The sequence below is a fragment of the Pelagicoccus enzymogenes genome (assembly GCF_014803405.1).
Lineage (GTDB): Bacteria > Verrucomicrobiota > Verrucomicrobiia > Opitutales > Opitutaceae > Pelagicoccus > Pelagicoccus enzymogenes.
In genome coordinates, this window is sequence record NZ_JACYFG010000002.1 from 125,926 (window position 1) to 140,144 (window position 14,219).

Sequence of the window (14,219 nt, forward strand, 5' to 3'; positions counted from 1 at the left end):
GCGAGTTGCGAGCGAAGCGAAAAGCCTAGCCAGGCCCCGCCTTCCCTCCTTGGATGGGTACATGCCCCCCAAATACCTCCTCCTCGCCCTGCTGCCGCTTCTTTTCGCATCCTGCTCACCGAGCAAAACCCCTTCCGCTCCACCCAACATCGTCATCATCTTTCTCGACGACGCTGGCTGGGCCGACTTCCAGCCCTTCGGCAAGGAGCTCGCCTACCCAACGCCTCATGTCGACCAACTGGCACGCGAAGGGCGCACCTTCACTCAGTTCTACGTCCCGCAAGCGGTTTGCTCCGCCTCTCGAGCCGCTCTGCTAAGCGGCAGCTACCCCGAGCGGGTAAAAGTGTTCGGCGCCCACGCGCCACGCGAGCGCGGACTGGAACCTAGCTTTCCCATCCTCCCAGAAGTCCTCGGTCGACACGGGTACGCCACCGCCCTTTTCGGAAAGTGGCACCTCGGCGACCATGAAGACACCCGCCCGCATGCCCGCGGCTTCCAGGAGACAGCCGGCCTGATGTACTCCAACGACATGTGGAGCCTCCACCCAAGCAATCCCGAGTTCTGGGGCAAGTATCCGCTGCAGTATTGGGAAAACGGAGAGGTGACCGATCCCGAAATCACACCGGAGGATCAAAAGCAACTCACCAAAGGCTATACGGAGCGGGCTGTATCCTTCATTCAACGACACGCCGACCAACCGTTTTTCCTCTACGTTCCGCACTCCATGCCCCACACGCCGCTCTACGCCAGCGATTCGTTCGAGGGCAAGTCCGGAGCCGGTCTCTACGGCGACGTCATTATGGAACTCGACTGGTCCGTCGGGCAAATCAACCAAGCTCTCAAGGACAATGACCTGGAAGAAAATACCATCGTAATCTTCACCTCAGACAACGGCCCCTGGCTCACCTTCGGCGAACACGCCGGCAAGACGCCCTTTCGCGAAGGCAAGCGAACCAGCTTCGACGGAGGCACTCGCTCCGCGCTCGTAGTTAAATTCCCAGGACAGATACCTGCGAACTCCCAGTCCGCCCAAACCTTCTGTTCCATCGACTTGCTGCCAACGCTTTGCCAACGAATCGGCATAGATACCGCAAAAATGGAAATCGACGGCAAGGATCAATGGCCGATCTTAAGCGGAGACGGAAAAGCAGGCAATGGCCACGACTACTACGCCTTCACCACCGTCAAGCGCCTCGAGGCCATCATGAGCGGCGACGGCCGCTGGAAGCTCCATTTGCCGCACGGCTACCACACCGTCGTGGAGCCCGGCGTGGATGGACAATTCGGAAAGTCGGAAAACCGCCAGATAGAGCTGTCCTTGTTCGACCTGAAAAACGATCCCTTCGAGACAAAAAACATCATCGCCGAGCATCCGGAGATCGCCAAGAGACTCCAAGCCTACGCGAACGCCCATCGCGCCCATTTCTTCGAGGCCCAGCCTTGACCCTGCAACCGCGGAGAGCCAGCCATCCGTCGCCAGCCTGTCGAAAGTCAGGGCTCGCTGCCCACGCTAGGCACCCCTTCTACATAGGCTTCTTCCGCGGCCGTCTCAAAGTGGTTGTTCAACTCTACGAACATCTGCGAAAGCGCGTCCTCCATGGTTCTGGCATAAACTTGCTCGGTGCGTTCGTAGTTGCTCATCACCGACGGCATCTCGCGCTGCTTAAAGGTTCCCAACGTATTCAAATGGCCATACTTTTCCAGCCGCGCCCTGAGCACCGCGTTGATCTCCCCCATCTGGTCCTGCTCCCACCGAATGGCGAAAAGGTCCAGGACCGGACCATCCCCAGGCGTCTCAAACTTCTCCAGCAGGTGCATATCCATAGGAAAACGGTAAAGCTGCGCGAGGCTGCGCATCGATGCGTAAAACTGCTCGTAGCGACGCTCTTCGATCGTGTCGGCCAAATCCGGGAAACGGTTCTCCAAAGCCAGATCCGGAGCCAAGGTGAAGCGAACGTACAAGGTCTCCTCTGGATCCAAGAAGATATAAGTGTCGCTGTCCGGGACCTCCTGCAGCGTGTCGCAACCGGCTAGGCCCAGCGCCAGAACCGGGAGCAGCAGGATTCGGTTAACGAAGTTTCGTGGGGCTTTCAACACAGACAACATACACTAAGTGGGTACGGCCAAACTGCAAATCCAGTTGCAAAAGTCCCCACAAACTTGGCTCACTCCCTCAGTCCAAGCTGAACCGTCGCCACCTTGAGCTCGAAGCCTTCCAGTAAACCACTAGCGACCGCCAGCTCCAACTGCGGCCATGCGAGCTCTTCGTACCCTTGGGCAAAATGAAACTGCGCCCTATAGAATTCCAACAATGCTTGATCCGCTCCGGCCAACTCCGTTGCCCGAGAAGGCAGCGTCTTGAGCTCTGGAGCGTAGGACTTCATGTAATGCAACAAGGCGAGCAGCCACGGCGAATCGCTACGGCTGATCGCCCTCCTGAGACGCTTGCCCGAACGCTCCAAACGTTTCTCGTCAACGCTGCTGGCCAAGGCGACCACGTAAGTCGCCAACTCGGAATCGCTCGCATTGGACCAAAACCCATGAGCTGCCTCAAGCCCCTGCAACACCTCCGCAAAGTCCCTCACCGCGAAGGCATAGCGGGCGCTGCCGCGATAGTCCGCATCCCTCTGGAAAACCTGCGGCAACAAGCCAGCCGCTTCCTCTAGCCTGCCGAGCGACAACAATGCGTCGAAACGGGAAAAGCAGACCTCCCCCATCTGTTCGGTAAACAGCCGCTGCATCTGGTACCACTCCTCGGGAGCATCCTTGTACTGCTTTTCCAGTCGCGTGACGGGCCGCTCCGTCACCGATCCGCCGATGCTTGTCACCAGTTCGGTCTCTTCATGGATCCCTACCACCTCGCGCTTGCTCTCCTCCAAATGGATCCCCGTCTCCAAGGTTTCCAGAGCGTTCGAGAGCGAGGCCGCCGCAGCAGCCAGACGTCGTTCCGCCTCCTCAACCTTGCCCGACTGCAGAAGCAGCTCCCCCAACCACTTCTGGTAGTCCCAACGCGGATCGACACTGTACTTCACCGCCTCGCGAGCCGCTCGCACTGCTAGGTCCGTTTCGCCTTTCAACGCCTGTATCTTCGAGTGCTGAAACCATGCTCCTGCATTCTCCGGAGCCACTTGCACCGCGTGCTGGGCAGCCCCTTCCGCCGATGCGTACTCCTCACGCGCTAAATGCAATTTGGCGTAAACGATGTACGCAGCAGCCGAATGCGGTTCGATCTTCCGGGCCTCGTCCAACAGACCAAACGCTTTGCGGTGCTCGCCTTGCGCGATCGCTTTTCGAGCCTGCCCCAAAACGCGCTGGTACTTGGTAAGCTCCTCCTCATCGTGCTTGCCCAGCAGATCTGCCATTTGGGCATCGGCCAGCGTCCCTATCCTGCTCTCCACATCCGCTGCGTCCGCGCCCTCGGTCCCTATCGAAAGAATCGCCAACATTCCCCAAAGCCCGGCTCGCAATCTCATTTTGGATACTGCTCGTTTCACTGTCCTATCCTTCTCCTTGTCTCGTTTATTCGTTCCGCGTCGCCACCGTTCCCTTGGGCGCGAGCAAACGCCTCAGCTTGCTCCAAAAGAACGTCCGCTGCTCCCTTCGATCCCACATCCGCCAAGCCCATCGCCAGGTCAATGATCCCATCGGGAAAAAGGACCGAACTGGCCAATCGATCGACGCTGGGACGGACCGACGCATCCAAGGACAAAAGATAATCCATCTTCCGGCGGGCAAACCCAAGCTCCCCAGACTGGTATCCAAGGTACATCAACATCAAATGACCGTCCACAAAGTCGGAATCGAGCGCGAGCGCGTCACCAACGGCTGCAAAAGCCTTTTCGACGCTTCCTCCCATGGCATACGCATCTGCCAAATCCAAGATGTAAACCGGGTCCTTCCCATGCCAACGCATCCCCTCTTCCAAGCCTTGAACCGCCAATCGAGCGTCGCCAACTTTCAGATACGAGAGACCGAGCATTCGCCGTCCCTCCTTGTGAAGGGGATTCGCCAGCAGGAGCCGTTGCAGCGTCGCGATGCATTCCGCATCCAAATTGTCACGAGCCTGAACTCGAGCCAAGTTCATGTAGGCATCCTCTTGGTTGGCATTCGCATGGATCGCCTTCTCGTAAAACGAGCGGCTCAACTCCATCCGCCCCCGTTCTTCGTAGATGGCTCCCAAATTGTTCAAGGCCTTAGCGTGCCCAGGATCCAAGTACAGACATTCCTCGTAAGCCTCGATCGCCTCCGCGATACGCCCTTGATCAAAGAGGGCGACAGCAAGGTTGTACCAACCCTGAATTTCCGTGTCCGCACGTTGCGTATCGTAGCGGGCAAGAGCCTCCTCCAACCGTGGCAGGTCATCGACATCCTTCAGTAGCAGCTGGATCGCCACCTCCCCCATCTCGTCGAAGCTCCCCCATCCTGCCCCTACCCGGCGCGGAGGAACGCTGGGATTGCGGAAATTGTCGGAGGAATTGTCGTAGCTCAGTTGCATCACCAGCTCCGCCCCCGCAGGGATAGGCAAGGGCTCCTCAAAGCTATAATCGCTTTGCCAATTTAAGTCCCAATCGTCGATGCGCAGCAACCAACGCGTCTCGCCATTGGGAAGCTCGACGAATACGCGGAAGTCCTTACCCAAGTAGTGGGCATGCGGAAAAAGGCCCAATGCCTCCACGTCAACTGGCACTTCCACGCGCTCCTCCACCTCGTAATTCGATTCGCCAGCGGGGATATCGATATCGTACTCCCGCAAGAGCGCCACATAGCTCGCCCGAGTCGGTGGATCATCCGTAAAGTAAAGGCCGATGCGAGGCTTGACCGATTCGACTTTTCCGGTCGGCAGCAAATGCAGTTGCATCAGCAAATCTACTCCCGGATCCAATTCCCACGCAGTCCCGGGATACACTTGATACGGCACCTGACCGGGCGTCCAGCCGATGATGTGTCCACTGGGATTGATGGAGTCGCCCAAGTCTAAAGATTCGTATCCAGGTTCTGGATCGGCTTCGTCACGCAGCCGCTCCGCAACACCGGTCGTCAAGGCAAAGCTTGCGTGGTGCACCGCTAGCTTCGTTTGCGGCAGAAACTCGAACGCCCTCACGTATCGCTTCCGACCCAGGGGTACCGGAATAACGAAATTGCGAAACACGTCCGCTCCCTCCGCCTTCAGTTCGTAGGCCTCCGGCAATTCCAAAATCAAATCCGGTTGCCCCAATTCCCAACCACTGGTCAAGTCAGGCAATTGCGGCAGCGCCGCAAAATCCCCCGCCGGCGCTCCCGCATCATGCCAACGCACGATCAGATCGATCTCCGCATCGCTAAGCCGCCGTTCCCCCTTCATCCTAGGTCCGTGTCCCGGAATCGGTTTCCAAGGCGGCATGTACCGCTCTTCCACCACTTCCGCAATCTGCCGCGAACGACGTGCTGCGTCCTTGTATTCGATAAGTGGAAACGGACCGATTCCCTCGTCGTGATGGCATGACACGCAACTTCGATACAAAATGGGAGCGATGTCTTCCGCAAAGCTTGGCTCCCCTTCGCTTGCTGGGCAAAGCGACGCGATAGCGGTGCAAAAAAGAGCGAGTCCAACTGGTCGAAGCATGGCAGTCTAATCCTTCGAAATGTAGCAACCAACCGCCTGTTCCGTACGAAAAGCAGGAGGACGTCCTTGGCAAATATCGATCAACGTATCCCGCAAGTCATGCTGCAAGGGCGCTCGGCGCCACTTCCCAAACGCGAGGTACTGGTCATCAATACGACCATGGTAGACCAACTCGAATTCGCCGTTCTCCTTCCGCGCGAAAACCGAGCACTCCGGAGTCACGCTCGCCTGAGAACGAGACACCAAAACGTGTTCCCGATCGATCAAGGCTGGAATCTCCAAGTCGTACTCCTTGCGGTGCAACCGCACCGATTCTGACGTTGTATCCATGCTTGGATACACCGTATAGAACGTCACTCCCGCTTGCGACCAATCCGAGGCGAGCGCCTTCATGCGGGGAACGTAGCGATTCGATATCGGGCAGTTTTCCTCAACAAAGAAGCATACAAGCGCCCTCGCTTCCGCGTCGGCGAAGACATCGACCTCACCCCCATCCAATCCAAGCGGGAAAGGCGGGGGGTCGGCCCAAAGGCAAGCTTGCCGGGCGAGAGCCGCCAGGATCAAAACGATGATTCCACACTTACTGCTCAAGGTCCGAATAGCGATTTCTGGGGGTGACGTTCTGGCCAAGGGCTAGGGCTGAGCCGCGTGGTAGCCCTCGCGAAGCAGCTGAGACAGGTAGCGGACCTGCTCCTGGTAAAGCGGATCGTCAACGACGTTTACCTGCTCCAGGGGATCGCGGGTCAAGTCGTAGAGTTCGTGCACGACTTCCCCGCTTTGGTCCGTAGCGTGAGCCTTGTCCTTGCGCCACTCCGCATAACGAAAGTCCCTGGTGCGCACGCCACGCCCCAAACCTCCGATGGGAATCATGGAGAACGCAGCTTGCTTCCACTCTTGCTGCGGGTCGTCCAGCAACGGCGCAAAGCTGACGCCCTCGAACAGCGAGTCCTTCTCCAGCCCCCAAAAGTCGCAGAAAGTGGGCAGGAGGTCCACCAGCTCCACAATTTCGTCGCAGCGTTGGCCGTTGGCTTTCGCCCGCGGATCCCGCACCATCAGCGGCACACGGGTCGATTGTTCGAAGAGCGAGTACTTGCTCCACATTCCGTGCTCTCCGAGCTGGAAGCCGTGGTCCGAAAACAGCACGACAATCGTGTTGTCGGCCAAGCCATTGGCCTCGATCGCGTCTAGAACGATCCCGACCTGGGCATCGACGAAGCTGGCGCACGCGTAGTAGCTAGCCAACGCCTTGCGTTCGCGCTCGGGAGTCGGATCGAACTCCGGATAGAAGCCGTTGAAGATATCGTAGTTGCGACCGTTGCGACGCGCGACCTGCGGCACCTTCACGTCCTTGCTAGGAGTCGCCGGACTTAGTTCCATCTCATCGGAGTCGTAAAGGTCCACGAACTCCTTGGGCGCGAGCAAAGGTGTGTGCGTGGCATAGAATCCGAGCGACAGGAAAAAGGGCCCTTCCTCGCGCTTGGCCAAGTCCGCCAGCAAGCCAGAAGCGCTCCTGGCGATGCGTCCGTCCTCCATCATCTCCGCAGGCAAGCCGGAATCGCCAAGCTGCTCGGCATGCAGCTGCTGGAAAGGTTTACGTAAAGGCCAATTGTCCTCCGCCCCTGCCGCTAGCTTGGCGTCGCGCTCTTCGCGAGCTTCCCGCAGCCGACGCGCCATCTCTTTGTCAGCAAGATAGAACGCTTCCTCTTCGGGCTCGCGCGGACCGCCTTGCACCCACGGAAGAAAACGCAGCTCTCCCTCGAAACCGGGCGGCTTGTCGTAGGGATGTGAATACTCGAGGAAATCGTAGCCCTTGGCGAATCGTCCCGCATCTTCCCACTTGTGCACGATCTTGCCCGTCGTCGCCAGATAGGCTCCATCCTTGCGGGACAGGATTTCCGCCATACTCGGCGCCCCGGCGGGTATGAAGTCGTCCATCTCCTCCCCGTTGCCATAGACCCGCGTGGTGTCGGGGCGCAGCCCCGTCACGAAGGAGGCTCGAGAGGGGTTGCAAACCGGCCCTTGGCAATAGGCGCGGTCGAAAACCACCGCGGTTTCCGCAAAGCGATCTACATTGGGCGTTTGCACGACTTCGTTACCGTAGGCGCCGATCGCGAAGGCCGACCAGTCTTCGACCACGATCATCACGATATTGAGAGCCTCCTCCTGCTGATTCGAAGGCGCCTGTTGCGCAGTCGACACGCTCGCGCAAAACGCGCAAAGGGCGGTCAATGCTCCGAACATGCGAAAGGAGACGTGGCTTAGGGGCTTAAACTTCATTTCTAACATATCTTCTCAAGTTTTAATTTCATTTTTGTTATTTGTGAAGTTTTTTGTTTTTGATTTTGGAACTTATTTCTTTCACTTTCGGCATGATCGATAGCCAAAAGAGCCCCATTTCGGCACTTTTATTGAACTGTTAAGCCCGCTAAAGCTTAGATTCGCCCCTTCCTGAGAGTATCGTTTTCACCATGACCCCCCGACTGATTATTGGCCTCGCCCCCCTGGCGGCCTCCATCGCTTTCAATTTTGCAAGTCAAGCCAGCGATCGGCCCAACGTTCTGTTCATCATCGCGGACGACCTCAACCACTACGGATTCTCCCACGAGCAAGCCGGCATCCAAACGCCGCACTTCGACACGTTCCGCAAGAGCGCCGTCACCTTCCCTAACGCCGTCTGCAACGCGCCTTCCTGCGTCCCTTCGCGAGCGTCCTTTCTCAGCGGGCTCTACCCTTACAGCACCGGCTCCTATCTCAACGGCAGCGACCCTTGGACCAAGCCAGCCATGGACGAGATCGTCTCCCTGCCGGAGATCTTCAAGCAAGCGGGCTACATCACCTGGGGATCCGGAAAAGTCTTCCACACCAAAATCACTCCCGAACGCAAGGAAGCCGCTTTCGACAACGAGCCTTGGGCTGGCGACTTCGGGCCTTTCCTCAAGGAGGAAGACCAAATGGGCAGCAAGTGGTGGGGCGCCGGCGCCTGGGACGGACCCGATACGGACTTCCCGGACGTCGTAAACGCAGAGAAGGCCATCGCCTTCCTGAACGAAGTCCACGACCGCCCCTTCTTTATGGTCCTCGGCCTCTGGCGTCCGCACACCCCTTTCACCGCCCCGCAGCGTTTCTTCGACCAGTACGACCGAGACACGCTTCCCTTCCCGCCCGCGAGCTTCCAAAGCGGCGACCTGGACGACGTCCCGCAACAGGGCATCGAACTCTCTCGGGTCTGGGGAGAGCGCTGGATCGTATCCGGAGAATCAGACAAGGAAAAATGGAGAGACATTCTCTGGGGCTACGCCGCGACAACTAGCTTCGCCGACGACACGACCGGACGGGTCATCGAAGCTTTGGATGCAAGCCCCTACGCCGACAACACCATCGTAATTTTCGTATCCGACAATGGATACCACGTGGGCGAAAAGGAACACTTCGAAAAGTCGACCCTCTGGAGCGCTTCGGCTCGCGTCCCCTTCGCGATTCGTCTCCCGGGCAAGCAAAACGCCGCCGCAGTCTCAGATGCAACGGTCGGCTTGATCGATATTTACCCTACCTTGGTCGACTACTGCAGCCTTCCCCAGCCTCCCCAAGGTACCGACGGCCTGTCGATGCGGCCTGCCCTCGAGCAGCCAAGCTACAAATGGGACCGACCTGCTATAACGGTTTACGAAGTCGACCACTTTTCCGCCACCGACGGCTCGTATCGCTACATTCGATACGGCGACGGCAGCGAGGAGCTCTACGACCATTCAAGCGATCCCCACGAATTCGAAAACCTCGCCGACGAGCCGCGCCTCGCCGGCATAAAACGCCGATTCCAAAAGTGGATCCCTGAAAGATGGGCTCCCAGCCTCGGTGGCCGCCAAGGTTAATGCGCTTCCCCCCGAACAAAAGACATGAAAAATACAGAAACGTATCCGCATCACGCATGGGCCCAAACCCCGCCTCTCGGCTGGAACAGCTTTATCTGCTACGGCTCTTCCGTAACCGAAAGACAATTCAAGGAAAACGTTGACGCCTTCGCCGACAAGCTCGCCAGCACCGGCTGGGAATACTGCGTGCTCGACTTCTGCTGGTCCCATCCGGATCCTGGTCCCGTCGCCAACCCGAATCAAGAAGCTGGATACACGCCTCATCTCGCCTCCGACGAATTCGGACGCCTCCTCCCTGCAGTGGAGCGCTTCCCCTCGGCAGCCAATGGAGCAGGACTCAAGCCGCTCGCCGACTACACCCACTCCAAGGGGCTGAAGTTCGGGCTCCACATCATGCGCGGTATCCCCCGTCAAGCAGTGGAAGCGAAAACGCCTGTCAAAGGCACCAACGCCACCGCAGCCGACATTGCCCAAGTCGGCAGCAAGTGCACCTGGCTGAACCACATGTACGGGGTCGACATGGAACAGGAAGCAGCCCAAGCCTACTACGATTCCCTGTTCGAACTCTACGCGGAATGGGGAGTCGACTACATCAAGGCCGACGATATCCTCACCGACTATCCAGGCCCCTACCATGCCGCCGAAATCGAAGCCATCCACAAGGCCATCGCGAAATGCGGACGGCCTATGGTGCTTAGCCTTTCTCCTGGACCGGCACCCGTAAACCAAGCCCAGCACCTCGGCGCCCACGCCAACATGTGGCGCATGTCAGCCGACTTCTGGGACCGATGGAGGAAACTCTACGAGATGTTCTACCTCTGCAACGCCTGGACCGACCTAGGCGGCCCCGGCTACTGGCCGGACGCGGACATGCTCCCCATGGGACGCATCGCCCTCTGCGGACCGGAAGGTGAGCCCCGGGACTCCCTTTTCACCACCGAGGAGCAACGCACCATGATGACGCTCTGGTCCATCTTCCGCTCTCCGCTCATGCTCGGCGGCGACGTCCCCACCCTGGACGAAACCACCCTCTCGCTGCTCACCAACGAGGAGGTACTGGCAGCCAACAAGTATGGAGAAAATCCATACCAACTCTATCGCCACCAAACGCTCGTGGCTTGGATTTCCGACGATTCGAAATCGAGCGACAAGTTCCTAGCTCTCTTCAACCTCGCCGACAAGACCGATACCGTACCGGTGACGCTTGAGCAAATCGGTCTCGGTCCCAAGGTCGCCCTGCGCGACCTCTGGAAAAAGGAAGACCTTGGCGCCACGGAGCAAACCATCCGCAAAGAACTGTCAGCCCACGACTGCGCCTTCTACCGCGTATCCGCCCGCTAGTTACAAGGTAGGGATGCCGCTCGCGATATCCCTTACCACCCAATAACTCCACAATCCCCCCGACCAAATCACCTGCCGGCACAAACGTGCCGGTGGGATTACCCCGAAAACCAATACCGTCACTCCCCTCCGATCATGGAACACACCTTTGAACTGCACGTCCTCGACTACGTATCCTTTTTTGGATACTTCGTCGCCCTTAGCTTTATCGGCTACATTGCTGGCAAAAACAAAAGCGAAGATGCCGCCGACTACTTCCTGGCTGGCCGATCCCTGCCTTGGTACGTGGTGGGCAGCTCCTACATCGCGGCCAATATCTCGACCGAGCACTTTATCGGACTCATCGGAGCCGCTGTCATCTACGGCATCAGCGTCGCGACAGGCGAGTGGTCGACAGTCATCGCTTTCAGCTTCCTGATCTGGCTCTACATTCCCTATCTCCTGACCAGCAAGGTCTACACCGCGCCAGAATTCCTGGAAAAGCGCTTCAACAAGCCGATGCGAACCTTGTTCGCCGGCGTTACCCTTGCGATCAACGTATTCGCTTTTCTAGGACCGGTCATATACGGCGGAGCCCTCGTCTTGGAAGAACTGTTCTCCATCCCCATCATTTGGTCGATCGTCATCATCGCCATCCTCTCGGGCTTCTGGGCGATCTGGGGCGGACTCAAGTCCATCGCCCTGATGGACGTTCTCACTATTCTTGTCATGGTCGGAGGCGGCCTCACCGTGACCTTCCTTGGCTTCTACTACCTCGGCGACGGGCAGGGCCTTATCGCCGGTGTCAAAAAGATGATCGATGTGAACGCCGGCAACGCGGAATTCGCCCAAAACTTCATAGCCGAGTCCGTGCCCCATATCATGCAAGGCTCGGAGCCCGGAGACGAGTACGGTCGACTCTCCGTGCTGCAGCCTCTCAACCACTATTCCAACCCTTGGTCCCACTGGGTTCTGAGCTTCTTCTACATCGGTCTTTGGTATACCGTCATCAACCAGCACATGATCCAAAAAGTGCTGGCGGCCAAGGACCTCTACCACGCCCGCATGGGCATGGTGTTCGCCTCCGGACTGAAACTGCTGCTTCCCTTCATCGTGGTCGTTCCCGGTCTCATCTTCTTCGCCATGAACCCTTTGATTGAAACTCCAAAAACTGGATACGGAGAAGCAGAGGCTGCAGTTCTAGCCGAACTTGGAATCGAGTACCAACTGGAAGAAGACAATTTCCTTCTCGATCCTACGGATGCCACCATCGTCGTCGACTATCCAAACGGAGCGCAAATCGTTGCCGACGCTTATCGAGCCCGCAACGGTGAGCTCTCTAGCGAGGAGGCGGAAGCCGCCATGGCCGCTCTCAGCAAAGCTCGCTTCGGCTACTCCAGCGACAAGGCCAACAAGACCTACATCCTCATGATCCAGGATCTCGTTCCTCCCTTCATGATCGGCGTACTCCTAGCCGCTCTCTTCGGAGCGATCCAGTCAACGGTCTGCTCGGTCCTGAACTCTACTTCGACCGTCTTCACCATCGACTTCTACAAGATGTTCCTCAAGCCCAACGCCACCCAAGCCGACGAAGTCGTGGTCGGTCGCGTCGCGGGGGCGATCATCTTGGCGCTATCCATCGGCATGGCGATCCTCTTGGCAACCGCCACCAAGGTGAACCTCTTCGTATTCATTCAGATCCTCTACATCTTCTTCGCCCCACCCTTCTCCGCAACCTTCCTCATGGGATCGCTATGGCGGCGCGTCAGCGGCTTCGACGCCTTGATCTCGACTATCGTGGCGCTCGCATTCGCGTCCGCCCTCAAGGTCATGGAGTTCTACTTCCCGGAAAACCTGCCCGACCTGCTCAAGCCCTTCGCGAACCAAGGCGTCGCGGTCTGGGTCATCTGCATGATTACCCTGGCGATCTCAACCGTGCTCACCGCTCCCCCTCCCGCCAAAAACGTCTCTGACGACCTCACCTTCAACTGGAAGAAAATGGATTTCGGCGGCGGCCTCGGCGACAAGTGGTACAAGAGCGTCACCCTTTGGTGGGCAGTCGCCCTTGGAGGCATGTTCTTTTTCGTGATCCTTTTCTCGATCGTCCTTTAAAAACTCATTGTGGGAAGCGGCCTTGTGCCGCGATTGCATTGACTAATCGCGACACAAGGTCGCTTCCCACACAAACGTCCTTTCTAAACCAATCCCGTAATGAAATTCCCCTTACACCTCATCCCGCTTCTAGCCCTTTTAGCAGCCTGTACCCAATCCCCCGATACCGATAAATCGGAAGCCCAAACCTTCACCTACCAAAACCCCATCCGCAACGGCATTGACGAAAACGGCCTGCGCGACTGCCAAGTGCTGCGCGACGGAGACTGGTGGTACATGACCGGCACCTCCTATCCGCACTGGAGTCGGCAAGAGGACGAGGACGACGAGTCGACCTTCAACAAAGGCGTGGCCCTCTACCGCTCCAAGGACTTGCTCAATTGGGAATTCCGCAAGTACATCGTAGAACGAGGGAGCAAGGACAAGTGGTACTATCGCCGCTTCTGGGCCCCCGAGATTCAAAAGATAGGAGGCAAATACTACGCTCTCTTCAACGCTCGCAACGACCTCGTCGGCGCCGTAGGCCAAAACACTGGATACGCAGTCGCCGACCACATCGAAGGTCCCTACACCGTCGTGACCGAAGACAAGCCGCTCTCCAACGGCAACGACTTGACCTTCTTCGAGGATGACGACGGCAAGGTCTGGGCCTTCTGGAACCGCGGCAAGGAGTTTGGCATCGGCTTCGCCCAAATCGACCTCGCCACCGCCACTCTTCTGACTGAGCCAACCAGCGCCATCCAACCGGGAAAAGTCGACTACGCTTACAACCCTGACGGTAGCCGGGCCAAGACGCCTGGCTACGACGGCCGCCCCATCGACAAGGTCGCCAAGTACTACGCATGGGACAGCATCGGCATCGAGGGCGCTTACGTCGTGAAAAGACACGGGACTTACTTCCTCTTCTATTCGTCGTGGACGCGCGGATACGAGATCGGCTACGCCACAGCCGACAAGATTACCGGCCCCTGGACCAAGCACCCAAGCAACCCTTTCTACGGCGCCCAGAATCCGAAAGCCGTCGAAAAGAACGGCTTCGAATTTACAGGCGATCCCGACCAGTACTTCAACCAAGTCGGCCACAACGAGATTTTCACCGGCCCCGACGGACGCCTGTGGCTCTCCTGCCATGGAATCGGCGAAGACGGAGTGCCCATGCTGGTGATCGACCCCTTGGACTTTCATGAAGACGGAACCGTCACCTCCAAGGGGCCCACCTACACTCCACAAACAATCTCTCTCAAATAGAAGCAGCCTCCCCCCAAGCCCCCTTGAAGCCGTATCGCAAAAAGCGATACGGCTTTTTCGTTTTGCAG

At 58.0% G+C, this 14,219-nt stretch carries 10 protein-coding genes; 5 read left to right on the forward strand and 5 right to left on the reverse strand.

The window, feature by feature from the left end; genetic code table 11:
- Positions 1 to 61 precede the first annotated feature (61 nt).
- Positions 62 to 1,444: a sulfatase family protein gene (locus IEN85_RS00420; protein ID WP_191615086.1), complete on the forward strand. Its 1,383-nt coding sequence runs from the start codon at positions 62 to 64 to the stop codon at positions 1,442 to 1,444.
- A 47-nt stretch (positions 1,445 to 1,491) separates the two neighbouring features.
- Here the strand turns inward: IEN85_RS00420 and IEN85_RS00425 are convergent, their stop codons facing one another.
- From IEN85_RS00425 to IEN85_RS00445, 5 genes are all read right to left on the reverse strand, one after another.
- Positions 1,492 to 2,094 carry a hypothetical protein gene (locus IEN85_RS00425; RefSeq protein WP_191615087.1) on the reverse strand — a complete coding sequence of 201 codons (603 nt, stop codon included), beginning with the start codon at positions 2,092 to 2,094 and terminating at the stop codon, positions 1,492 to 1,494.
- Between the two features lie 71 nt (positions 2,095 to 2,165).
- A complete protein-coding gene (locus IEN85_RS00430; RefSeq protein WP_191615088.1) occupies positions 2,166 to 3,473 on the reverse strand; it encodes a tetratricopeptide repeat protein in 1,308 nt (435 codons plus the stop codon).
- Between the two features lie 17 nt (positions 3,474 to 3,490).
- Positions 3,491 to 5,602, reverse strand: coding sequence for a tetratricopeptide repeat protein (locus tag IEN85_RS00435; RefSeq protein ID WP_191615089.1), 2,112 nt, complete (start codon positions 5,600 to 5,602; stop codon positions 3,491 to 3,493).
- A gap of 6 nt (positions 5,603 to 5,608) precedes the next feature.
- On the reverse strand, positions 5,609 to 6,193 hold the full coding sequence (locus IEN85_RS00440; RefSeq protein ID WP_191615090.1) for a redoxin domain-containing protein: 585 nt from the start codon (positions 6,191 to 6,193) through the stop codon (positions 5,609 to 5,611).
- A 42-nt stretch (positions 6,194 to 6,235) separates the two neighbouring features.
- Positions 6,236 to 7,879: a sulfatase gene (locus IEN85_RS00445; RefSeq protein WP_191615091.1), complete on the reverse strand. Its 1,644-nt coding sequence runs from the start codon at positions 7,877 to 7,879 to the stop codon at positions 6,236 to 6,238.
- A gap of 191 nt (positions 7,880 to 8,070) precedes the next feature.
- Between IEN85_RS00445 and IEN85_RS00450 the strand changes: the two genes are divergently transcribed.
- The 4 genes from IEN85_RS00450 to IEN85_RS00465 all read left to right on the forward strand — a co-directional run bounded on the left by IEN85_RS00450 (position 8,071) and on the right by IEN85_RS00465 (position 14,151).
- Positions 8,071 to 9,471, forward strand: coding sequence for a sulfatase (locus IEN85_RS00450; RefSeq protein ID WP_191615092.1), 1,401 nt, complete (start codon positions 8,071 to 8,073; stop codon positions 9,469 to 9,471).
- A gap of 24 nt (positions 9,472 to 9,495) precedes the next feature.
- Positions 9,496 to 10,812, forward strand: coding sequence for a glycoside hydrolase family 27 protein (locus tag IEN85_RS00455; RefSeq protein ID WP_191615093.1), 1,317 nt, complete (start codon positions 9,496 to 9,498; stop codon positions 10,810 to 10,812).
- Between the two features lie 135 nt (positions 10,813 to 10,947).
- The gene (locus IEN85_RS00460) at positions 10,948 to 12,903 is read left to right on the forward strand and encodes an SLC5 family protein (protein ID WP_191615094.1); all 1,956 of its coding nucleotides are present in this window, start codon (positions 10,948 to 10,950) and stop codon (positions 12,901 to 12,903) included.
- A gap of 99 nt (positions 12,904 to 13,002) precedes the next feature.
- Positions 13,003 to 14,151, forward strand: coding sequence for a glycoside hydrolase family 43 protein (locus IEN85_RS00465; protein WP_191615095.1), 1,149 nt, complete (start codon positions 13,003 to 13,005; stop codon positions 14,149 to 14,151).
- The last annotated feature ends 68 nt before the right edge of the window (positions 14,152 to 14,219 follow it).